General features: G+C 68.9%; 17 protein-coding genes and 1 riboswitch. Of the genes, 7 read left to right on the plus strand and 10 right to left on the minus strand.

Translation table 11 applies throughout. The annotated features are described in order from the left end of the window. The 8 genes from B447_RS14140 to B447_RS14175 form a co-directional block, all read right to left on the minus strand. The coding region (locus tag B447_RS14140) for a hypothetical protein (protein ID WP_002941594.1) at positions 1 to 832 on the minus strand (832 nt) is incomplete at its 3' end. A 12-nt stretch (positions 833 to 844) separates the two neighbouring features. Then, complete coding sequence (locus B447_RS14145) at positions 845 to 4,363, minus strand: hypothetical protein (RefSeq protein WP_002941595.1); 3,519 nt, start codon at positions 4,361 to 4,363, stop codon at positions 845 to 847. Between the two features lie 6 nt (positions 4,364 to 4,369). Next, positions 4,370 to 4,960 carry a hypothetical protein gene (locus B447_RS14150; RefSeq protein WP_002929529.1) on the minus strand — a complete coding sequence of 197 codons (591 nt, stop codon included), beginning with the start codon at positions 4,958 to 4,960 and terminating at the stop codon, positions 4,370 to 4,372. After that, entirely contained in the window at positions 4,957 to 6,051 is a 1,095-nt protein-coding gene (locus B447_RS14155) for a hypothetical protein (protein WP_002941596.1), read from the minus strand. The genes B447_RS14150 and B447_RS14155 overlap by 4 nt, the downstream gene beginning before the upstream one ends. 52 nt (positions 6,052 to 6,103) lie before the next feature. Then, the gene (locus B447_RS14160; RefSeq protein WP_002941597.1) at positions 6,104 to 6,628 is read right to left on the minus strand and encodes a hypothetical protein; all 525 of its coding nucleotides are present in this window, start codon (positions 6,626 to 6,628) and stop codon (positions 6,104 to 6,106) included. Between the two features lie 4 nt (positions 6,629 to 6,632). Continuing rightward, positions 6,633 to 7,142: a hypothetical protein gene (locus B447_RS14165; protein WP_002929540.1), complete on the minus strand. Its 510-nt coding sequence runs from the start codon at positions 7,140 to 7,142 to the stop codon at positions 6,633 to 6,635. Positions 7,143 to 7,164: 22 nt separating this feature from the next. Further along, positions 7,165 to 8,247: a phage tail sheath C-terminal domain-containing protein gene (locus B447_RS14170; RefSeq protein ID WP_002929541.1), complete on the minus strand. Its 1,083-nt coding sequence runs from the start codon at positions 8,245 to 8,247 to the stop codon at positions 7,165 to 7,167. A 102-nt stretch (positions 8,248 to 8,349) separates the two neighbouring features. Next, positions 8,350 to 8,796, minus strand: coding sequence for a hypothetical protein (locus tag B447_RS14175; RefSeq protein WP_002929542.1), 447 nt, complete (start codon positions 8,794 to 8,796; stop codon positions 8,350 to 8,352). A gap of 257 nt (positions 8,797 to 9,053) precedes the next feature. Here B447_RS14175 and B447_RS14180 point away from each other — a divergent pair, with 257 nt between their 5' ends. The 7 genes from B447_RS14180 (at position 9,054) to B447_RS14210 (ending at position 17,407) form a co-directional block, all read left to right on the plus strand. After that, positions 9,054 to 9,953 (plus strand): ribose-phosphate diphosphokinase, encoded by a 900-nt coding sequence (locus B447_RS14180; protein ID WP_232431631.1) that lies wholly within the window; start codon positions 9,054 to 9,056, stop codon positions 9,951 to 9,953. Positions 9,954 to 10,191: 238 nt separating this feature from the next. Continuing rightward, positions 10,192 to 11,106, plus strand: coding sequence for an adenylate/guanylate cyclase domain-containing protein (locus B447_RS14185; RefSeq protein ID WP_002941599.1), 915 nt, complete (start codon positions 10,192 to 10,194; stop codon positions 11,104 to 11,106). A 63-nt stretch (positions 11,107 to 11,169) separates the two neighbouring features. Next, a complete protein-coding gene (locus tag B447_RS14190) occupies positions 11,170 to 12,159 on the plus strand; it encodes an efflux RND transporter periplasmic adaptor subunit (RefSeq protein ID WP_232431632.1) in 990 nt (329 codons plus the stop codon). Positions 12,160 to 12,167: 8 nt separating this feature from the next. Further along, positions 12,168 to 15,263: an efflux RND transporter permease subunit gene (locus B447_RS14195; protein ID WP_002941601.1), complete on the plus strand. Its 3,096-nt coding sequence runs from the start codon at positions 12,168 to 12,170 to the stop codon at positions 15,261 to 15,263. A gap of 107 nt (positions 15,264 to 15,370) precedes the next feature. Further along, positions 15,371 to 15,554: riboswitch (yybP-ykoY riboswitch) on the plus strand. 8 nt (positions 15,555 to 15,562) lie between these two features. Beyond that, a complete protein-coding gene (locus tag B447_RS14200) occupies positions 15,563 to 16,138 on the plus strand; it encodes a TMEM165/GDT1 family protein (RefSeq protein WP_002941602.1) in 576 nt (191 codons plus the stop codon). 226 nt (positions 16,139 to 16,364) lie between these two features. Further along, complete coding sequence (locus tag B447_RS14205; protein ID WP_002941603.1) at positions 16,365 to 17,069, plus strand: AzlC family ABC transporter permease; 705 nt, start codon at positions 16,365 to 16,367, stop codon at positions 17,067 to 17,069. Then, positions 17,066 to 17,407 (plus strand): AzlD domain-containing protein, encoded by a 342-nt coding sequence (locus B447_RS14210; protein ID WP_002941605.1) that lies wholly within the window; start codon positions 17,066 to 17,068, stop codon positions 17,405 to 17,407. The genes B447_RS14205 and B447_RS14210 overlap by 4 nt, the downstream gene beginning before the upstream one ends. A gap of 83 nt (positions 17,408 to 17,490) precedes the next feature. On the opposite strand, the gene B447_RS14215 is transcribed toward B447_RS14210, so the two are convergent. Both B447_RS14215 and B447_RS14220 read right to left on the minus strand, forming a co-directional pair. Next, on the minus strand, positions 17,491 to 18,906 hold the full coding sequence (locus B447_RS14215; protein ID WP_002929559.1) for a solute carrier family 23 protein: 1,416 nt from the start codon (positions 18,904 to 18,906) through the stop codon (positions 17,491 to 17,493). A 93-nt stretch (positions 18,907 to 18,999) separates the two neighbouring features. Beyond that, positions 19,000 to 20,640 (minus strand): acyl-CoA synthetase, encoded by a 1,641-nt coding sequence (locus tag B447_RS14220; protein WP_002941613.1) that lies wholly within the window; start codon positions 20,638 to 20,640, stop codon positions 19,000 to 19,002. Positions 20,641 to 20,649 lie beyond the last annotated feature (9 nt).

Here is a 20,649-nt window from a genome sequence, read left to right on the forward strand (position 1 = left end):
CGTCCGCACGCGCGCTGGCCGGGGCTGTGCGACGCGCAGCCAGCGCCGGTGCGGCGGCAGGGGGCGCGCTTGCCCGCGTGCTGCGGGCTCTGATCGCGGCAGCGCGGGTGATTTCGGCGAGCAGGCGCAATACCGCCTCGATGCGCCCGAGCAGGCATTCGGCCTGGCCGCCGATGCGTGGCAGCGGCGTTGTGCGCAAGGCGCGGATGAGGATGGCGGTGAGGCGGTCGACATCCAGGTCCAGGGTGGGGAAGTGCGGATAGACGTCCGTCTCCAGCCGGTTGAGCAGGCAGGCGAAGCTCTCGCGCACGGCGCGCGCGGCCGTGCTGGCGCCGGCGGGGTGTGTGCGCAACTCGGCGCGTACCTCGCCGAGCATGACCAGGAAGTCGGCGCGGAAGCCGGCCTGGCTCAGGCCCAGGGTGTCGGTGAGGATGCGGCTCGCACGCCGCAGGGTGCTGCGGATCTGTGCGTCTGACAGCAGGCCGGCGAGCGGTGCCAGGCGCTCGAGGCCGGCGGCGATGTGCTCGAGCATGTCGGCGGTCGTGGCCGGCGGCGGCCCGCTCGCAAAGCTGGCAAGCGGTGTGGTGAGGGGCTCGACCAGTGCGCGCAGTTCGTTCAGTGCCTGCGGCAGGCGTGGGCCGATCCGTGCCAGCAGGGTCGAGGCGAAGCGCTGGCCGGCAGCCTCGAAGGCCGGCAGGACCGCGTCCGCGGCAGCAGGGTTGAGGCTGAGCAGGTGTGCGAGGGCAACGACTTCGTCGGCGATCTCGTCACCGGCGCCGCGCCCCTGCATGCGGTTGAGCATTTGCGGCTGGATCAGGAGGGAGCCGAGCATCGTCCTGTTCTCCTAGGTGCCCACGCTGACGCTGGCGCTCACGCTCACTGATGCGCCGCTGCCGCCGGGAGCGCTGGCAAGCAGTGCGGCGTAGGCGGCGTCAACGCGGCTGATGTGCAGGCGCAGTTCGGGTGGCAGCGCGTTGATCCAGTCGACGATGAGCTGGATCGAGGCGCTGGCGTCGAGCGCTGCGACCAGCGGCTCCACCGTCGCCCGCCAGGTCTCGTCCAGTGGCTGGAGCAGCAAGGGGTCGGGGTCGAGCGCGCCGACCTTGGCCTGCAGCTCACGGTGCATGGCGTCGAGCTGGGCGCGCTGGGCAGGCGGGATCACGGTGTCGAGCGAGATGCGCGCGAGCAGGCGGTCGCGGGTGGCCTCAAGCGGCTGGCGCAGTCCGGCGGGGTCGAGGGCGCGCAGTTCGCCGAGCAGGTCGCGGTATAGGGTATCGACCTGTTGCGCGTACAGGCCCGGGTCGAGCCCGGCGACGCGGGCGGTGAGCGATTCGATGCCTTCGAGCAGTGCGGCAAGCGCCTGCGGGGCGGCCAGGAGTTCGTCGAGCCTGGCCTGCAGGGCGTCGACCAGGCGACGCAGTGCGGCCGTGGCGCTGCGCAGCAGGGCCACCAGCACTTGCAGACTGTCGAGGAAGAGCACCAGCGGGCGGCCGAACTGGCGCACCAGGGCTTCGCGCACCCAGGCGCGCAACTGGACGGGGTTGCCCGGCAGCAAGGCGGCGAAGGGGCCTTGTGCGGCCGGAAAGCGGTTGCCGAGCTGGTCGAGCAGGGTTGTCATGCGGGCGTCGGTTTCGGTCAGACGACGCGACAGCGCGGCGATGGCGATCAGGCCGTCCTCGGCGGCGCGGGTGTCGGCTTCGTCCAGCCAGCTGGCGATCGGGTTGGCGAGCGCGGGCGGGAGTGCGCCGAGCTGGCCGCGGATGCGGGCGCGGGCGAGCGCGAGTTCGCGCAGCAGCGCTGCGGACTGGGTGCCGGGGCTGGTGTCGGCGAGTGTTGTGGCGAGCGCGTCACGGTGTGCGGCCCACTGCGCGCGCAGGGCGTCGGCACTGCTGGCGAGCGCGGCCTGGCGCAGCGTGTCGAGGGCCTCGAGCTGCGCTGCTGTGGCCGTTTCCGGGACCTTGGCGAGGATGCCGTCGAGCCAGCTGTCGAACTCGCTGCCGGCGTCCCCCAGGGTGCCGAGACGGTCGACGAGGTGGTCGGCGACATCGAGCGCGCTTGCCAGGGTGCTGGCGAAGCTGCGTATGCGGTCGAGCGTCGCCGCCAGCGCCGTGCCGAGCTCGCCCGCCGGTACGGCAGCGTCCAGCGCCTGGAGGGCCTGGCCGAGTGTGGTGGCGAGCGGCTGCAGCAGGGCGGATGGGCGCAGGCCTTCGAGCTCGCGCACCAGCGCGCCATGGGCTTGCGCCGGTGCGGCGAGCGCGCCGCCGATGTCGAGCTGGCGGCCGAGGCGCTGGCGGGTGTCGGCCAGCGTGCGATCGGCTTCGTCCAGCCATTGCGCGGGCTGGAAGGCGGCCAGGCCGTCGCGCACTGCAGCAAAGGGTTCGGCCAGCAGTGGGGCGAGGGCCGCGCGCGGCGACAGTGCGAGCAGGCGGGCTCGTGCCTCTTCGGGAATGGCCTTGAGCTGGGTCAGCAGTTCGGTCGGGCTGGCCTCGAGCTGGGTGTCGAGACGGACGATGAGCGGGTCGGTGAGCGGCACCAGCGAGGGCGGCAGTACGCTCATGGCGGAGCGGATCAGCTCGGGGCCCGGAGCGGGCAGGGTGGCGGGGTCGATTGCGCGCAACACGGCTTCGAGCTTGCCGATGGCGGCGATGACCTCGTCCGCCACCGGTGCGAAGGAGATGCGTGACAGAGATTCGCTCAGCGCCTTCACCTGGCCGAGCACCTGGATGAGCCGGGCCACGTCTTCTTGCTGACTGAGGCTGGCAAGGGGTTGCAGGATCTGCTGCAGCGGTGCGGAGAGCACTTCCGGATCGATCGCGTCCATCGCCGTGTCCGCGGCCTGGAGGGCCTGCGCAAGGGCCGTGGTGGCGGGCGCAAGCGTGGCGGCAAGGGCTGCCTCGATGGCCCCCACGGCTTGCTCCAGGCTCTGTTCGAACTGACGCTGAAGGCGCGCGAGGTCGAGCGTCTGGAGCTGGCTGCGGGCATCGTCGAAGGCGCGTGCGCTGCTCGCCCCGAGCGCGGCGAGCTGGGCTTCGATGTTTGCGAGGGTACTGTTTGCGCGCGCCAGTGCGGTGGTGACAGGGGCGCTGACGGCGCTGATGTCGAGCAGGTCGAGCACCGTCTCGAGGCGCGTCTGGATATCGTCGATCAGGGCCTCCAGTGCGGCGAAGGCATTGGCAGGCAGGCCCGGGATGGCGAGTCCGGGGACGGACTGGGTGAGGTCGGCCAGGCTCGCCCGTGGCAGCAGCAGGACCAGCGTGCGGCACAGCCCGGCGTCGAGGGCGCCTGGCAGAGCGAGGAGGGCGTTGTGCAGGCGCGCGCGGGCTGCGGTGCTGGCGGGGGCGAGCGTGACGTTGCGCGCCGCGAGCAGCGGTGCGCGCAGGGCCTGCGCATTCGCGAGCGCGGCTGCGATGGCAGCGGAGTCGGTGGGCTGCGCAGCGGTGAGGGCCGCGAGCGAGCCCACTGCAGTGACGAAATCGGCACCCGCGCTGCCCAGTTCGATGCCGGGCTGGGTGGCAAGGTCCGCAGCAGGGAGCGCGTGGGGAATGTGGGCGCTGGTATTGGCTGCGATCAGCGCCGCGAGTTGCTCCAGTGTCTGCTGGAGTTCGGCCTCTACCGCTGCGGCGCTGGCATCGTCCCAGCGGATCAGTGTGTCGAGCGGGTCACGCAGATCGTCGAGCACGGGTAACGAGCGCAGCTGGAAGTAACCCGGACGGAAGGTGCCCACGCGTGCATGCAGCCAGCGCAGCAGGCTGGGGACCGAAAGGTCGGCGGGCAGGGTGTCGATCAGTGCGTTTGCGGCCGCAACCTGTGCGGTGTCGAGCGCGCCGGCAGCGTTCGTGCCTGTTGCGCCGCCGCCTTCTTCCCCACCTTCTTCCCCACCTTCTCCCCCACCTTCGGCTCCGCCCCCGCTCGTGCTTGCGCCTGCACTGCTGCTAGCGGGGCCGGCCCCTGCCGTCAGGTCTGCCGGGATGGCGAGACCGCAGTGCCAGTCGGTGTTGAACACGGCCTGCAGCCGCGCAATGCGTGCGAGCAATGGTGCAAAGGCCGCTTGCAGGTCGGCGCCGAGGCGTTCGGGCAAGGCGGCAATATCGGCCTGCAGCGCCTGCGCGAGTCCGCCCAGCTCGCCCTGCAGGTTCGGCAACAGCGTGCCGAAGCCAAGGCTGAACTCGAAGCCGCCGGACAGTTGTGGCACTGGCAGGCCTGCCAGGTCGGCGAGCGCGCTGCCGAAGTCGCCCGGCGGGCCGCTCTGCCAGCCGGCGATGAGGCGGCCGAGCTCGCCGTAGGCGCCGCCGACGCTGCCCGCGATCGCGGACAGGTCGGCGCCGGATACTGTCAGGTCGAGTTGAACCAGCAGTCCGGCCATGGTCGCCTACTCCAGCAGGTCGCGCAGCCCGGCACCGATGCTGCCGAGTTGGCCGATGGCGGGCGCGGTGTCGCCCAGGATGCCGGTGAGCGGGCCTGTCGGGTCGGACAGTTCCGGCATGCTGCCGAGCGCCTGCAGCGCGTCGAGCGCCCCCATGGCGTCGTCGAGCAGGCCGGCTGCCTGGTCGAGCAGGCTGGTGTCGATGCCGCCGAGGATGTTGCCCGGTGGCGGTGGCGGCGGCGACTCGATGAGCCACAGCGCGTAGTCGATCTGGTCGGGCGCGCTGGCCTCGGCCTGGACATGAACCTGCTGCAGCAGCACGTACTGGATGTCGGTGCCGGTGACGATGTCGGAGACGAAGGTCAGGGGTTGTCCGGCGCCGTAGTGCTCGCGTACGGCGTTGAGCAGGTCGAGGCCGGCCTCGCTGCCGAACACCGAGCCTTCGATGATGATGCGTGCGGGACGGCGCTCGAGGTCCTGGAACAGGCTGCCCGCGCGCCCGGGTAGCGGGAGCTCGAGGAAGTCGCGCGTTTCGAGGGTCTCGAGCCTCGTCACCCGCGGCAGCTCCCAGTCGGCAAGCATCGGTGTCAGGCTCATGACAGATCGACTCCGCGTAACCAGGCCTGCTCGCGCAGCAGGCGCTCGAGTCCGGCCGCGAGCTCACCGGGGTGGGAGGGGGCGGCATCGGCGTGGTGCTCCGCCTGCGTGGGCGTACCGCCGGTCGTTTGAGGCGTGCGCGCGAGGACGGCGTCCTGGGCGCCCAGCAGGCGCGAGGGCGCGCGCCCTTGCGGGAGCAGCGCCGGTGCTCCGGACGTGCGGCCTGCAGGCTGCCCGGCAGCGGTTTCCGCCGGAGCAGGGCGGAGGCCTGCCCGGGGCGCGGTTGCGAACAGGGTGCCGACCAGTTGCCGCAGTGCGTCGCTGCCGAGCTGCGGTGAGCCGGTGAGGCTATTGTCCGCTGGGTGGCCAGGGGGAGGCACATCGGCGCGGCCCGGGCGATCGCGATGGAGAGCGGTGCTGCCAGGCCACCCCCCCTCGCCTTGCCGCAACGGTTTGCGCGGGTAAAAGGGCGTTGTGTCGGGAGCGGCCTGGACGGCTGCAGGCGGGCGCACATGTGCGGGGCCGGCGGCAGCGGGCAGGCGGCCAACGCGTGCGGGGCGAGTGTCCGGGCCCGTTGCGAGCCCGGACGCAGCGGAGCGGGTATCCCGGCCGTCCGCCTCCCGGGTGCCGCCGGCAGGATGCAGGCGGGGGAGGTGCTGCGGGTCGGGGCGGGGCGCAGTGTGGCGTCGGAGCAGGGCGGTGATGAGCGCGCCGGCATCCTCGCCTGCAGCGGTGGCCGCGATCGGGGGCGGTGTGCTTATCCCGCGTGCTGCCTGGCCGGCGCCTTCTCCTGGCGGCGGGGAGGCAGTGGCCTCGTTGCCCATCCGGTCCGCGTTGCTGGTGCGGGCCATCGCCTGGCGTGTCCCCCGCAGTGGGCGTGGGTCGGCAGGCATCGCGCTTGCGCGTGGCTGGCTGCGAGCGTTGGCCCCGGCAATCTCGGCAACCGCCGCGGCGGCGGCTGGCGCTGCAAAGGGGTCGAAGGACGCCAGGGCAGGAAGCCGGTCGAGGTGTGCGGCATGTGCGAGTCCGTGTTCGCTACAGCGGGCGATCAGCCCGGACAGCCTGGCTTCGACCGCCTGCAAGGCGTGCACACAGCATTTGAACCCGTCAAGGGGACGGATTGGGGGCGTACGACCGTGCGTTTCAGCCATCGCCGTCTCGCTCTTCGCGCAGCATCTGCAGGTGCAGCAGGATCTGACCGAGGGTCAGCTCACCGATCTGTTGCGGCGTCCATCCGAAGGCGCGCGCCAGCACATGGGCTGCGCGTGCAATGGGTTGCTCGGCGGCGTCCTCGAGTGCGGCCGGCGCTACGGCGAGGCCGCTGATGCGGTTGACCTCGGCGAGAAGGAACTCCATCAGGCCGAGCGGCAACGCGCTGATCTGCGGCAGGGTCAGCGCGGGGGTCTGCAGCGCAGCGTGCACCATCAGTGCGCCGGCGAGGCTGTCGCTGTCGCGTGCGGCGCGGCTGATGAGCTGCAGGTCGCGCACGGTGAGCGGACGGATCTGCACGCGGCCGGCGAGGCCGCTGCGTCCGGCTTCGACCAGCGCGGCGGGAACCTCGATATCGAAGCTGGCGGCGCTGCCGGCGAGCAGCTCGTCGGCGGCAAGGTAGCGATCATGGGCGGGCGCTGCGGCGGTGGCTGCGCCTGTCTGGGCAGAGAGCGCCATGGCGTCAGCCCTGTTCGTCGCGGACGCTCAGGTAGAGGGCCTGGAAACGCGCGCCCTCCATGACGAAATCGTCTTCGGGCATGCTCAGGTTCCACTGTTCGAGCTTGACGTCGTGCAGCGTCACGATCGAGCGCGTGCCCGGGTTGGCGGCGTTCTCCGCCATCAGCGTGATGTTGAAGGCGGGTTGGGCCCACGCACTGCGCGGCCGCTGTTCGCTCGCCTCGCCCAGCAGCAGGCGCAGCAGCGCGCCGTTGAGCCAGGCACGGTCGATCTGGCCGCGCACGCTGACGTTGCCTGCGCGCAACTCGCTCGCGTAGCGCTGGCCGATCTCGTGAAAGGGACGGATCGCCGAGCTTACCTGGACGGTGACGCCGGTGACGCGGCCGACCTGGATGAGGTCGTTGCCTTCGATCACCGTGCTGGCGGCCGCACCTTCGGGGCCTTCGCCTGCAGGGGCGAGCAGGATGGAACCGTCGGCTCCGGTGTAAACATGGGTGTTGGCGGCGGATGGCATGTCGGTCTCCTTTCCTGCGCGTTCAGGACAGCGCGAGGGTCACGCGGATGTAATCGATGCTGAAGGTCGGCTGCATGGCGACGTTGACGATGCAGCGGCCCGCGACCTCGTCGGCGCGTGTCGCCTTGACCTCCAGCTGGTAGCCGGTGAGCGCCTCGTCGACCACCATGGTGGTCAGGAAGCTGTCGAGCGCGCCGTGCAGGGCGGTGCGCACGCGTTCGTTGTTGAGCCGGCCGACGAAGGGGTTGGCGACCTGGCGAATGCCGGCCTTGGCGTAGTCGACGATGCGCCGTGTGGTGATCTGCGCGAAGGCTTCCCCTTCGGTGGTGATGCCCCGCACGACACGGATGCCCTGGCGGTCCTCAAGCGCGCATACGTTGCCCTGCAGCAGTGCCTTCAGCTGGCCATAGCTGTAGCGGGTGGCGAGCTGGGTGACGCCGGCAAGCACCTTGTTGGTGGGGCTGGCCTGGGGCGCGAGGCTGGCGACCAGGCCCGCGACCGCGGCTGCGGTGTAGTTGCCTGGCAGGGTGACCATGGCGCCGGCCGCCGGGTCGTAGGCGCGCACCCCGGGCGATACCAGCACGACGCGCTTGTTGGCCGCAACCTGGTCGACGACGGCGGTCACAGTGCTCGCATCCGAGCCGATCACCGTGATCATGTCCTTGCCGTCGCCCTCGGCGGCATTGACTGCCGCCGGCAGCACCTGCAGCGCGGTGGCGGTGGCCAGTTCGGGCGCGACCAGTATGTTGATGGTGTCCTTGAGGAGTTCGGCCGTACCGTTGGCGAAGGCGGTCTGGTCGGCGCCGGCTGCCAGCGCATGGGCATAGACGGTGCGCGCACCGTTGGCAAAGAGCAGGGCGAGGCCGCGCATCAGGTTGAGCGTGCCGGCGCTGAGCGCGTCCGAGGCAGCGTAGAGCTTGGCCGCATCCTCCATGCTGCCAAGGATGTGAGTCTGGCCGATCGCATCGGTGACGTCCTCGGCCGCAGCCGCGGTGCCGACGATGCCGACGTTGCCGAAGCTGACGCCCTTGGGCGCGATCAGTCCCTCTGCCTGTACCCGGATGAATGTGCCCGGAACGATCTGTTCCGCAAAGTTCTCTTCCATCGCCCGCTCCTTGGTTCCCCCTGGGGGTGTGTGCGCCCCGCGCGGGGCATTTTCGGCCGCACGGCGCGTGGTACGCGCGGTGCGCTGTGCGCGTCCGGGCACTCAGCCGTCGGGCGCGATGTCGAGGATGAGGTCCGTGATCACGCCCTCCGAAGTCGCGGGTGGGCGGATGAACTCGAAGTCGATGTCGAAGAGGATGGCGCGCGCATCGCTGCTGTCCGCACGTGCCATGCGATGGATGCCCGCAGCATGCAACTCGCTGCGCGACAGGCTGAGCAGGTGGGAAGCCAGGTTGTGCACATGGGCCCGTGCATCGGCCTCGCTGCCGCCATTGATGCTGAGGTTCAGGCGGGCATTCAGGCGCCGCCCGAACAGTGCGCCCTCGGGCGCAACATGGTGGCCGACATAGCCACCTAGCCCGAGCGGCCTGACGTGTCGCACGTCGAGCGCCCTGGTGCGGCTCAGGCCCGCGGGAGGCGCGTCCGGGAGCAGGCTGTCCACAGCCACACCCAGTGCGTCGATGGCGTTCTGGGACAGGGCATCAGGCATCTGTCTCTCCTGCGTCCGTTCGCACGCGGCCCCCCGCGCTCAGCTCGTGGAGTGGCGCGGGTGGGGAGGCTTTCCTTCCTTTGTCATAACCGGTTTAGTTGCCGGTGGGCGCTTTGTCAAACCGCGTGAATGGGGAGGTTCGCGGGCTGGCGAGGCGAGCCGCGAGGCCCTCTTGTCCGTTCGTGTGAAATCCTTGGCGCCAGGGCGGCTGCGGACTCTTCAAGGGGGGGCAACAGGGGAGTAGGCTTGTAACGATGATGAGTGAAGAGACCGTGCTCCTGCATTTCGAAGACGAGGCCGAGCAGGCCGGGCGTCTGGCGCAGGCTGCGGGGCTGGACCTGCAGTTGATCGAACGCCACCGCTTTCCCGACGACGAGTTGCGCTTGCGCCTGCCGGCCAGGCTGCCGCCGAGCGTCCTGCTCTACCGCAGTCTTTATCGCCCGAACGAGAAGCTGCTCGAGTTGCTGCTGGTCGCGCGTACGGCCGGCCGTCTGGGGGCGCGGCACCTGAGCTTGGTGGCCCCCTACATGGCCTACATGCGTCAGGACATGGCCTTTTGCAGTGGCGAGGTCGTCAGCCAGCGCGTGGTTGGCGACTTTCTGGCGGGCCTGTTCGACGCCGTGGTCACGGTCGATCCCCACCTGCATCGCGTCGCGACCCTGGCCGAGGCGATCCCTGTCCCACATGCGGTTGCCCTGTCAGGGGCCGGGCTGCTGGGTGCGCTCGCTGCCGAGCGGCGCGAGCGGCCGCTGCTGGCAGGACCGGATGCGGAGTCGAGGCAGTGGGTCGAGCTTGCTGCGCGCGAGCAGGGCCTGGACTTCATGGTGTGCACCAAGGTCCGCCATGATGACCGCCGCGTCGACATTGCGTTGCCGGAAGGGGCCGCCGTGGCCGGGCGCGCGGTCGTGCTCCTGGACGACGTGGCCAGCTCGGGGCACACGCTCGCCGAAGCGGCGCGGCAGTTGCGCGCAGCCGGCGCCGCATCGGTCGATGTCGCCGTCACCCACGCCCTGTTTGCCGATGGGGCGCTCGAACTGATCCATGGCGCAGGCGTCGAGCAGGTGTGGAGTACCGACTGCATCGCCCACCCGAGCAATGTCGTCAGCGTGGCGCCCATGCTTGCAGCTGCGCTGACTACAATGGGACTCTGCCGGTAGCCGTGTGTGCCGCATGCGCGTGCGGGATGCGCGCTTGCAGTGGGAAGGTCCCCCACGGTGCGGCGCTGCACCGAGATGCGCTTTGTGCAGGGCGCGATGCGCATGTCGGCGGCGGCCCCTTCAGCGATGACGTCTTCAAGCCTTAGTGCTAGCATCACGCATTCCGCGATGCTGCGAATGCGCGCCCCCTCTGCCCGGGGCGCCCGTCTGCGCGTCCGGCGACAGAATGAGGAGGCGTGTGGAGCAATCGGTCAGGACCGTGGTATTCGCCGATCTTACGGGCAGCACCGGGCTGTTCGAGACGGCGGGCAATGTGGCGGCGACGCAGATCGTCACTCGCCGCATGCACGCGCTCGGTCGCCATCTGGCATGCGCCGGGGGGCGCGTCGTCAAGTACCTGGGCGACGGCGTGCTGGTGCTGTTCGACGACACGGTCGCCGCGGTTCAGGCTGCTGCGAACATGCCCGAGGTCGTGCGCGAGCTCACGCATGGCGAGACCGAACGCGCACCGCTGGGGATCAAGACGGGGGTCGCGCGCGGTTCGATCGTCGAGCATGGCGGCGATTGCTACGGCGATGCGGTCAACGTGGCCGCCCGCCTGAGCGACCGTGCCCAGGCGGGAGAGATTCTCATCGGCGAGAGCGTCTTCGACAGCTTGCCCGACGCGATGCGCCTTGGTTGCCACAGCCTCGATCGCATCAGCATCAAGGGCAAGGCCGAGCCGTTGCGGGTGTGGCGGGTGGATTTCAGTCGCACCGCCGAGACCACGCTTACCACCATGCTTGGTTTCCAGGAACTCATCGATGGGCCGGTCTCGGTGCAGCGCATCGATATCGAGCGCCTCGACCAGCGTATCGAGCTCCATCCTGACGATGGCCCGCTGGTCATAGGTCGTGGCGATGGCGTTGGCTTCTCCATCGATGATCCGCGTGTGTCGCGCCGCCATGCGCGTATCGAGTGGACTGGCGGTCAGTGCGTGTTCACCGACTTCAGCAGCAACGGCAGCTGGGTTCGCTTTGCGTCGGCATCCGCGCCGGTGGCCCTGCGGCGCGACACCTGTACCCTGTATGGCGATGGCGAGATCGGGCTCGGTGCGACGCCCGACGATTTCACCGCGCCCACCCTGGGTTTTCACGTCATCGACCAACGCTGAGGCTGGCTTAACTTGCCGTCGCGGTCGTGGCCAGGCCTTCACAAATGACCACCTAGAGCTGCGATGAGAGTCCTCGCTGTCGTGTTGCTGTTGCTTCCCTCGCTGTCGTTGGCGACTGAGTGGAACGCGAAACCCCTGTCCGAGATCGCCCTTTACCCCGAGTTCCGCATACCCGCTGCAGTCCACGCGCGTGACGAAGCCGGCATCGCCGCCGAGGTTTCCGCACGTATCCTTGCCATGCCGGTGCGAGAGGGTGAGGCCGTTGCGCGCGGTGCAGTGCTGGTGCGTCTGGATGATGCGGCCTACCGCATCGAACTCGAACGCGCCCGCGCCCAGCGCGCCCTGGTCGATAGCCGCATCGAGCTGGCGCGTGCCCAGCTTGCACAGGCGCGTGCGCTGGCAGCGCGCGGTTTCATCAGCGCCGACGGCTTGCGCATCCGCGAGACCGAGGTCGGCGTGCTCGAGAGCGAGCGTGCTGCGGCCGCGGCTTCGGTCGCGTCCGCCGAGCTTGCCCTTGCGCGCTGCGTGGTACGTGCGCCCTACGCGGGTGTCGTGCGCAGCCGCAGCGCCAGCGTAGGCGACCTGGCAAGCCCGGGCATGCCTTTGCTCACCCTGGCGGCAAGCGATGAGGTCGAGGTCCGCGCCCGTGTACCGGCCAGCCAGGTCGAGGCTTTCGAGCGCGCCCAGGCCTGGCGACTGCATGTCGGCGACGCCGCCCATGAGTTGTCGGTGCGGCGTATCTCGCCTGTTGTAGAAACCGCGGGCCAGGTGCGTGAGGCGGTGCTGGTGGCGGCAAGTGCGCTCGCCCCCGGCCTGGCGGGCGAGTTGCGCTGGCGCAGCACGGACCCGCACCTGCCCGCGGCTTACCTGCAGCAGCGCGAGGGCGTGCTGGGTGCCTGGGTCGTTCGCGATGGCCAGCCGCAGTTCATGCCCTTGCCGCAGGCTCAGGCGGGCCGGCCGTTGGCGGTGGATTGGCCGTTGGCGACCGAACTCGTCGACGACGGGCGCTTCGCGCTCGACCTGCACGCCGAGCGCGCGGCGGAAGCGCAGTGAGTGCGCCGATGCGCGGTGATCATGGCGGCGGCGTTTATGGCCGGCTGATCGACAACCATCCGCTGGCCAACATCACCTTCATCCTGGTGCTGGTGGCGGGCCTGTTCGCCTATCTCACCATGCCGCGCGCGCAGGATCCGGAGATCAACTTCAACTGGGTCAGCATCATGACCAGCCTGCCCGGGGCCTCGGCCGAGGATGTCGAGCGCGAGCTCACCGGGCCGCTGGAGGATGCGATCAAGCAGGTCAAGGACATCCGTTTCGTGTCCTCGTCCAGCCGCGAGGGCATGTCGTCGATCCTGGTGCGCTTCGAGGAGGTCTCCGAGCGCCAGTTCGACAAGCGCGTGAACGACCTGCGGCGCGAGATCCAGAACAAGGCGGCGGCGGAGTTGCCGCCCGATGCGACCGACCCGATGGTGCTCGAGATCACCAGTTCGAACGGGTTTCCGACCGCCGTGATGGTGCTGCACGGCAGCGGCGGCGAGCGCCTGCGGCGTGCAGGCTTCGTGCTCAAGAAGGAGATAGAGGGCCTGGCCGGCGTTGATCAGGTGATCGCGGCCGGGCTGGACGACCCGCAACTACAGGTCGATTTCGATCCGGCACGGCTGGCGGCGGCAGGGCTGTCGCCGATCGCGCTTTCCGATAGCGTCGCGGCCTGGTTCCAGAACACGCTCGGCGGCCGGGTCAGGGTTGAGGACCGCGAATGGCTGGTCCGCCTCGAAGGCAAGACGCCCGACCCCGAAGCGCTGGCCCAGGTCGCGGTGGTGACGCCGCAGGGGCGCGTTGCCGTCGACGAGGTCGCCGCGGTGGTGCGCGGCAGCGAGCGCGCGAACCAGCTCGTCAGCTACGGCGGGCAGCCCGCGGTGATGTTCTCGATCACCAAGCAGCCCGACGCCAATACCCTGCAGCTGGTCGAGCGCTTGCAGCAGTTTGCCGCCGATCGCAACATGCTGCTCGCTGCGCAGGGCGTTCAGCTGGCGCTGATCGACGATCAGACGCACGCCACGCGCCATGCGATCGGGGTCATGGAGTCGAACGCGCTGTTCGGTCTCGCTGCGGTGCTGCTGATGTGCTGGATCTTCCTTGGTTCGCGGCTGGCCCTGCTGGTGGCGCTGGGCGTACCGTTCTCGCTGGCGGGCACCTTCATCGCCGCCGAGCTGATCGGCTCGACGCTCAACCTCACCGTGCTGCTGGGCGTGGTGATCGCGCTCGGCATGCTCGTCGATGATGCAGTCGTGGTGGTCGAGGCGATCTATTACCGTCTGCAACGTGGGGACGAGCCCCATGCAGCGGTAATCGGTGGCGTGCGCGAAGTCGGGCTGCCGGTGCTGGCAGCGGTGCTGACCACCATCGCTGCCTTCCTGCCGCTGATGCTGCTGCCGGGCATCCTGGGCAGCTTCATGTTCATCGTGCCTTTCGTTGTGACCGTTGGCCTGCTGATCAGCCTCTTCGAGGCGTTCTGGATCCTGCCCACGCATATCCTCGCCCTGAAGGTGCGGCCCGCGCAGCGGCGCACGCGAGCGCAGGTGCTGCGCGAGCGCTTCACCCATTGGTTGCGGGTGAAGTACGCGCGTGCGCTGGTCGGCGTGTTGCGCCGCCCGCGTTTGGGCGTTGCCGTCCTGGTTATGGTGATGGCAGGCGCTGGCGGGGCGGTCGGCGGAGGCTGGGTGAAGATGGAGTTCTTCGCCTTCGACTCGATGCGTCTGTTCTACGTCAGCGTCGATATGCCGCCCGGCGTCACTCCCGAGCGTTCGCTGGCCGCCGCCGAGCGCGCCGCCGAGGTGCTGGCACGCACGATCGATCCTGCCGAGTTGCGCTCGATCACGCCCTATGCTGGGCTCAAGTTCACCGACACCGAGCCGGTTTATGGCGACCAGTACGCACAGGTGCTGGTGTCGCTGACGCCACGCAACGGCGACATGCGCGACACCGGCGAGCTCATCGCCGAGTTGCGTCCGCTGATCGAGGCGCTTGACGGCGAGGCGCGTTACTCCTTCATGGAGATCAAGGGCGGACCACCGACGGCCAAGCCTGTGTCGGTGAAGGTCAAGTCGGACGACTATGCCGTGTTGCGTGCGGCGGCCGATGCGGTGATGGCCGAAGTGGCCGGGCTTCCGGGCGTGCGCGACCTGACCGACGATGATGTGGCCGGGCGCAACGAGATGCGCCTGGTGCTCAACCGCGAGAAGCTCGCGCGTGCCGGGGTGGGGGCGCACGAGGTGTCGCGCCTGCTGCGTCTGTACGGCGAGGGCGAGATCGTCGCGACCACGCGCGACGCCGGCGAGAAGGTCGAGGTCGTGGTGCGCGCACGTGCCGAACCCTTCGCCGACGTGACCGAACTCTTGCAGCGGCCCGTGCCTCTGCCTGCGGGCGGCAGCGTGCAGTTGGGCGACCTGGTGGACCACGAGCTGCGCCTGTCCAAAGGCTACATCCGCCACTACCAGCTGACGCGCGCGATCACCGTCGAAGCCGAGCTCGAGCGCAGCGAGATCGACACGCTGGAGGCCAACAACCGCCTCAAGGCCGCCTGGGAGCGGCTGCAGCCGCAGTATCCGGGCGTGGAACTGGATTTCTCGGGCGAGCTCGAGGACATCCAGGAGAGTCTCGATTCGATGGGGCGCCTGTTCCTGCTGGGCCTTGGCCTGATCTACCTGATTCTGGCCGCCCAGTTCCGCAGCTACTGGCAGCCCTTCATCATCCTCGTCACCGTGCCGCTGGCTTTCACCGGCGTCGTCCTCGGCCTGCTGGTGTCGGGTAATCCGCTGTCGCTGTACACCCTGTACGGCGTGATTGCGCTCACCGGCATTGCGGTGAACTCGGCGATCGTCCTCATCGACGCCGCCAACGAGCGCCGTGCCGCAGGCATGAGCGTGCAGCACGCCGCGATCTATGCCGCGCGTCGGCGCGTGGTGCCGATCCTGATCACCTCGACCACCACCATCGGCGGTCTGTTCTCGCTCGCCATCGGCCTCGGCGGCAAGTCGCTGATGTGGGGGCCGGTCGCGGCGAGTATCGTGTGGGGCTTGGGCTTCTCGACCGTGCTGACCTTGTTCGCCGTGCCCTTGGTGTATCGCATGGCGATGCAGCGCGGCCAGGCGGGGTGATCTTCTGGCCACGGCGCCCTTAAAGCGGGCGTAGGGGACAGACCCCGATTTCCCCTTGGTTTGTTGGCTTGTTGGCGACTTCGCTTTGACCCTGTGTGCGGGCTCGGCTAGAATCCGCGCCGTCATTGGGGAGTAGCCGCCCTCCGGAGCTCGGGAGGGGTGCGCGCCAACATGCTCGGCCGTCCGGCCGTGGTGCGCACGGGTCCATGGACCTGGCAAGACCTTTGACCCTGCTGCTGCCGTCAATGGCCGGGGTGGCGCGGGGTCATGGGTGTTCTGCCGGCCAGGACTGGAATCGAATGGACGCCTTCCTCATCTCCACTGCCATCGTCGCCCTTGCCGAGATCGGCGACAAGACGCAGCTGCTCGCCTTCATCCTTGCCGCCAAGTTCCGCCGCCCATGGCCGATCATCGCCGGCATCCTGGTTGCCACCCTGGCGAATCATGCCTTCGCCGCTGCGGTCGGCACCTGGCTCACCACCCTGATGGGGCCGCAGACCCTGCGCTGGGTGCTGGGCCTGTCCTTCATCGCGATGGCGGTATGGACGCTGATCCCCGACAAGCTCGATGAAGACGACGCCAAGCTGCCGCGTCTTGGTGTCTTTGGTGCCACCCTGATCGCCTTCTTCCTTGCCGAGATGGGCGACAAGACGCAGGTCGCCACCGTGGCGCTGGCCGCGCAGTACCAGGCCCTGGTTGCGGTGGTCGCAGGCACTACGCTGGGCATGATGATCGCCAACGTGCCGGCGGTGGTACTCGGCGACCGCATCGCCGCGCGCATGCCGGTACGGCTGGTGCATGGCATTGCTGCAGCGATCTTCCTCGGCCTTGGTATTGCGACACTGTTCGGTGCGGGCGAGGCGCTCGGGTTCTGAGTGCTTGTAAGGCCTTGAGCGCACACACGTGCAGCGGCGCGCGCAGTGCTGTGGGGTGCCGTGGGAGCGGCGCGAGCCGCGAGGTGTTGAAGGCGACATCGCGCATTGGCGCCGCGCGAAAGGCTCGCGGCTGGCGCCGCTCCTACGGGAGGGCGATGCGCATGGTGTGAGCGTCGACTTGTCGCGCGGGCCTGTTATGCTTGGACGCTTTTTGCACGCACGCCTCATGGAATCGTCCTTCCGCCGCGGTGCCCGCGAGGGCATGCGCGACTTCTTGCCGCTTTCGGTCGGTCTCGTGCCTTGGGCCGTGGTCACCGGCATCGCCATGCGCTCGATCGGGCTGTCGCCGCTCGAGGCCATGGGCATGAACCTGCTGGTCTATGCCGGCACGGCCCAGCTCGGTACGCTGCCGCTGATCGGCAGCGGCGCGCCGCTGTGGCTGATCTTCCTTACTGCGCTGGTGCTCAACCTGCGCTTCGTCATCTTCAGCGCGGCACTGGCGCCGGTGTTCCACGGCCACCCCTTCATGCGCCGCCTGGCGTCGAGCTACCTGCTGGTCGATGGCATGTTCGCGATCGGCGCCGAGAAGCTGCACAAGGCGGACGATCCGCACTGGCGCTGGGGCTATTACATCGTGCCCTCGCTGTACTGCTGGGCGCTGTGGCAGTGCTGCGTGCTGGGAGGCGTGCTGGGGGCCGGCGTGATTCCGCGCGACTGGTCGCTCGAGTTCATGACCACGATCGCGCTGATGGTGATGATGATCCCGATGTTGCGCGAGCGCCCGATGTGGGTAGCAGCCCTGGTCGGCGGCCTGGGCGCGGTGTTGTTGCGTGAGCTGCCGTTGCGTCTTGGCCTGATCGCCGGCATCGCGCTCGGCATCGGTGCCGGGTTTGTCGCCGAACGCGCGCTGGCGGGGAGGGCGGTGCGATGACCGAAGGCGTGATGAGCGAGGGCCTGTGGCTGTGGCTGACCTTGCTGGCGATCGGCTCGACCACCATCCTCACCCGTGGCAGCTTCATCCTCGCCGGCGAGAAAGGCCGTCTGCCGCCTGCGTTGCAGCGCGCCTTGCGCTATGCGCCAGCGGCGGCGCTGTCGGCGCTGGTGATGCCTGACCTGTTGCTCGATGGCGGCAGCTTCGATCCCTTCAACCCCAAGCTCGCCGCCGGCATCGTGGTGGTTGCCGTGGCCGTGCGCTGGCGCAACCCCTGGCTGCCCTTCATCCTCGGCATGGCGGTGCTGCTGCTGATGAGAAAAGGGCTGGGCTGGTAGCGTTTCTGCTAACAGCTCCAGCCCCCTCGGCGGCCGCCTGCGCCGGGGCGGGCCCCAGCGCAGCGTGCGATCCGATTTGACGATTACTTCCTGGCCACGCCGTGCTCGTCGCCGGCTTCGATGTCGGCCGTGTTGTCGCCGATGATCGACAGGTCCTGCTTGGCGCGCTGGGCGGCGTTGGGACGCTCGATCAGCCAGTACAGCAGCAGGCCGATCACCACCGCGTACACGGTCGCCTTCGGATCAGGCATGGCCAGCGTCACCGCAACGATGCCGGCCACGCCGCGTTCGGTCGAGTTCTTCAGCTCTTCCATGCCCACCATGATGCAGATGTAGGCCGTCAGCACCAGGGTCAGCGACAGCGCGATCGGCAGCACCGGCTTGAAGAAGGACACCAGCGGCAGGATGAAGAGGGCGACGAAGCCGGTGATCCAGAACGTACCGCCGCCGGAGAAGATCGAGTCCATCGACTTGCGACCCAGCGCGTAGCGTTCGGCCACGGTGGCGTGGGCGGCGGTCCACAGCGGGCCGGCGAGGCCGGGCCAGGGGGCGAAGAAGGCGTGGATGCCGTTACGCAGCGCGGTGACCAGGTGCACGCGGGTGACGTCGAGCTCGATCTTCTCGTCCGGGCGCAGGTGGTCAACGCGCTTGCACAGCGTGAAGCCGACCAGGATGTCGCCGAAGGCGATCACGTAGGCGATGATCGCGGTCGGGATGGCGAGCAGGAACATGTCCAGGCTGGGCATGCCGACGGCAAAGATCAGGTACTCGGTCATGCCCTTGAAGTCGGGCTGGGTGATGCCCCACTCGATGCTCGGCAGCGGATATTCACCGACCGCCCAGCCCACCAGGATGGCGACGAAGAGGCCAGGGATCATGCCGAAGTTGGAGATCGTCTTGGCGAATCGGCTGGTCTCGACGATGTGCTTGAAGGAGAGCGAGAACAGGATGTAGGCCGACACGATCGAGCCCAGCAGCAGCGAGATCGGGGTGCTGTCGATACGGCCGCCGGCCTTGAGTTCGCCCATCATCGCCGCGATGCCGGCGCCGATGATGATGCCGCTCTTGAGCGAGTTGGGGATGATCGTCACCAATCTGTTGCCCAGTCCGGTGATACCCAGGATCAGGAAGATGGCGAATACCGTGATCTGCAGTGCGAACATCGCGCGCACCGCCTCGGGTCCGGGCTCGAAGCCCTGCAGGAAGAGGATGACGACCGGGATTGCGGGGGTGATCCAGCCCGGGACGAGCGGTACGCCGAGCAGCGCGGGCAGCATGTAGCCGATGCCAGCGATCACGCAGAAGGCGAGCGCCGCCTCGTAGGGCATGCCGAGGTACTTCTGCAGCAGCGGGATCATGGCCAGGCCGACCACGAACATGAACAGGCCCTGCACCATCTCGGGGTATTCCCAGCGATAGTGGATGAAGGGCAGGCGGATCTTGAACGGGCCGAGCGGCCAATACGGATGCTCGGCGCCGTGCTGGCGCTGAATCAACATGGTTTGTCTTCCTTGGGTTGTCGTTATGCTGGGGGAGGCCCGGGCCGCGGCACGATGGCCGCCGCCCGGGTCTCGGGGGGCCTTGCGGGGTGCTTACTCGATGGCCGAGGCGGACTTGGCCATTTCGCGCAGCGCGAACTTCTGGATCTTGCCGGTCGAGGTCTTGGGCAGGACGCAGAACTCGATGTGCTTGGGCACCTTGTAGCGAGCGAGGTGTTCGCGGCAGTGGGCGATGATGTCGTCCGCGGTCACGCCGGCGCCGTCCTTGACCTCGATGTAGGCGGCGGGCACCTCGCCCCACTTCTCGTCTGGCCTGGCGACCACGGCGGCAGTCAGCACTGCGGGGTGGCGGTACAGCACCTCTTCGACCTCAAGCGAGGAGATGTTCTCGCCGCCGGAGATGATCACGTCCTTGGAGCGGTCCTTGATCTTGACGTAGCCGTCCGGGTGCATGACCGCGAGGTCGCCGGTGTGGAACCAGCCGCCCGCGAAGGCTTCATTCGTGGCCTTCTCGTTCTTGAGATAGCCCTTCATCACCAGATTGCCGCGGAACATGATCTCGCCCATGGTCTCGCCGTCGGCGGGCACCGGCTCCATCGTGGTCGGGTCGAGCACGGTGATTGCTTCCTGCATGTGGTAGCGCACGCCCTGGCGACCGTTGCGCTCGGCGCGGCGGTCGATCGGCAGTTCGTTCCACTCGGGGTGCTTGGCGCACACCGATGCCGGACCGTAGGTTTCGGTCAGGCCATAGACGTGGGTGATGTCGAAGCCGATGCGCTCGGCGCCTTCGATGATCGCGGCCGGGGGCGCGGCACCTGCGATGAGGCCGGCAACGCTGTGCTCGATGCCGGCGCGCAGTGCGTCGGGGGCGTTGATCAGCATGCCGTACACGATCGGCGCGCCGCACATGTGGGTGACCTTCTGGCTGCGGATCAGCTCGAAGATGAGCGCCGGATCGACCTTGCGCAGGCAGACGTTGACGCCGGCGTTGGCTGCCAGGGTCCACGGGAAGCACCAGCCGTTGCAGTGGAACATCGGCAGCGTCCACAGGTAGACCGAGTGCTGCGGCATGCCCCAGCTGATGATGTTGGAGGCGGCGTTCAGATATGCGCCACGGTGGTGGTAGACCACCCCCTTGGGGTTGCCGGTGGTGCCCGAGGTGTAGTTGAGCGCGATCGCGTCCCACTCGTCGGCCGGCAGGCGCCAGGCGTAGTTGGGGTTGCCGCCGGCGAGGACCTCTTCGTACTCGAGCGTTCCGACGCGCTCGGTGCCCGGGTATTCGGAGTCGAGCGCGTCGATGACGAGCGGCTTGTCGCCGTCGAGCAACTCTAGCGCGGCACGGATCACGCCCGCGAACTCGGGGTCGGTGATCAGCACCTTGGCCTCGCCATGCTTGAGCATGAAGGCGATGGCCTCGGCGTCGAGCCGGGTGTTGAGCGTGTTGAGCACGGCGCCCGTCATCGGCACGCCGAAGTGGGCCTCGAACATCGGCGGCACGTTGGGCAGCATCACCGCCACCGTGTCGCCCTTGCCCACGCCGTGGGCGACCAGCGCGCTCGCCAGGCGGCGGCAGCGCTCGTAGGTCTGCGCCCAGGTGTAGCTGCGAGCGCCGTGCACGACGCTGGTGCGCGCGGGGTACACCATGGCGGTGCGCTCGATGAAGCTGAGCGGCGACAGGGGCACGTAGTTCGCCGGATTCTTGTCCAGTCCTTGTTCGTATGCAGTCTTCGACATCCTTCTCCA

The organism is Thauera sp. 27 (assembly GCF_000310125.2).
GTDB classification, from domain to species: Bacteria; Pseudomonadota; Gammaproteobacteria; order Burkholderiales; family Rhodocyclaceae; genus Thauera; species Thauera mechernichensis.

What these genes read in the sequence shown, in the direction of transcription:
- B447_RS14145 (WP_002941595.1), bottom strand. Translation starts at nt 4,363, where the DNA reads ATGGCCGGACTGCTGGTTCAACTCGACCTGACAGTATCCGGCGCCGAC.
- B447_RS14150 (WP_002929529.1), bottom strand. Translation starts at nt 4,960, where the DNA reads ATGAGCCTGACACCGATGCTTGCCGACTGGGAGCTGCCGCGGGTGACG.
- B447_RS14160 (WP_002941597.1), bottom strand. Translation starts at nt 6,628, where the DNA reads ATGGCGCTCTCTGCCCAGACAGGCGCAGCCACCGCCGCAGCGCCCGCC.
- B447_RS14165 (WP_002929540.1), bottom strand. Translation starts at nt 7,142, where the DNA reads ATGCCATCCGCCGCCAACACCCATGTTTACACCGGAGCCGACGGTTCC.
- B447_RS14170 (WP_002929541.1), bottom strand. Translation starts at nt 8,247, where the DNA reads ATGGAAGAGAACTTTGCGGAACAGATCGTTCCGGGCACATTCATCCGG.
- B447_RS14175 (WP_002929542.1), bottom strand. Translation starts at nt 8,796, where the DNA reads ATGCCTGATGCCCTGTCCCAGAACGCCATCGACGCACTGGGTGTGGCT.
- B447_RS14180 (WP_232431631.1), top strand. Translation starts at nt 9,054, where the DNA reads ATGAGTGAAGAGACCGTGCTCCTGCATTTCGAAGACGAGGCCGAGCAG.
- B447_RS14190 (WP_232431632.1), top strand. Translation starts at nt 11,170, where the DNA reads ATGAGAGTCCTCGCTGTCGTGTTGCTGTTGCTTCCCTCGCTGTCGTTG.
- B447_RS14195 (WP_002941601.1), top strand. Translation starts at nt 12,168, where the DNA reads ATGCGCGGTGATCATGGCGGCGGCGTTTATGGCCGGCTGATCGACAAC.
- B447_RS14200 (WP_002941602.1), top strand. Translation starts at nt 15,563, where the DNA reads ATGGACGCCTTCCTCATCTCCACTGCCATCGTCGCCCTTGCCGAGATC.
- B447_RS14205 (WP_002941603.1), top strand. Translation starts at nt 16,365, where the DNA reads ATGGAATCGTCCTTCCGCCGCGGTGCCCGCGAGGGCATGCGCGACTTC.
- B447_RS14210 (WP_002941605.1), top strand. Translation starts at nt 17,066, where the DNA reads ATGACCGAAGGCGTGATGAGCGAGGGCCTGTGGCTGTGGCTGACCTTG.
- B447_RS14215 (WP_002929559.1), bottom strand. Translation starts at nt 18,906, where the DNA reads ATGTTGATTCAGCGCCAGCACGGCGCCGAGCATCCGTATTGGCCGCTC.
- B447_RS14220 (WP_002941613.1), bottom strand. Translation starts at nt 20,640, where the DNA reads ATGTCGAAGACTGCATACGAACAAGGACTGGACAAGAATCCGGCGAAC.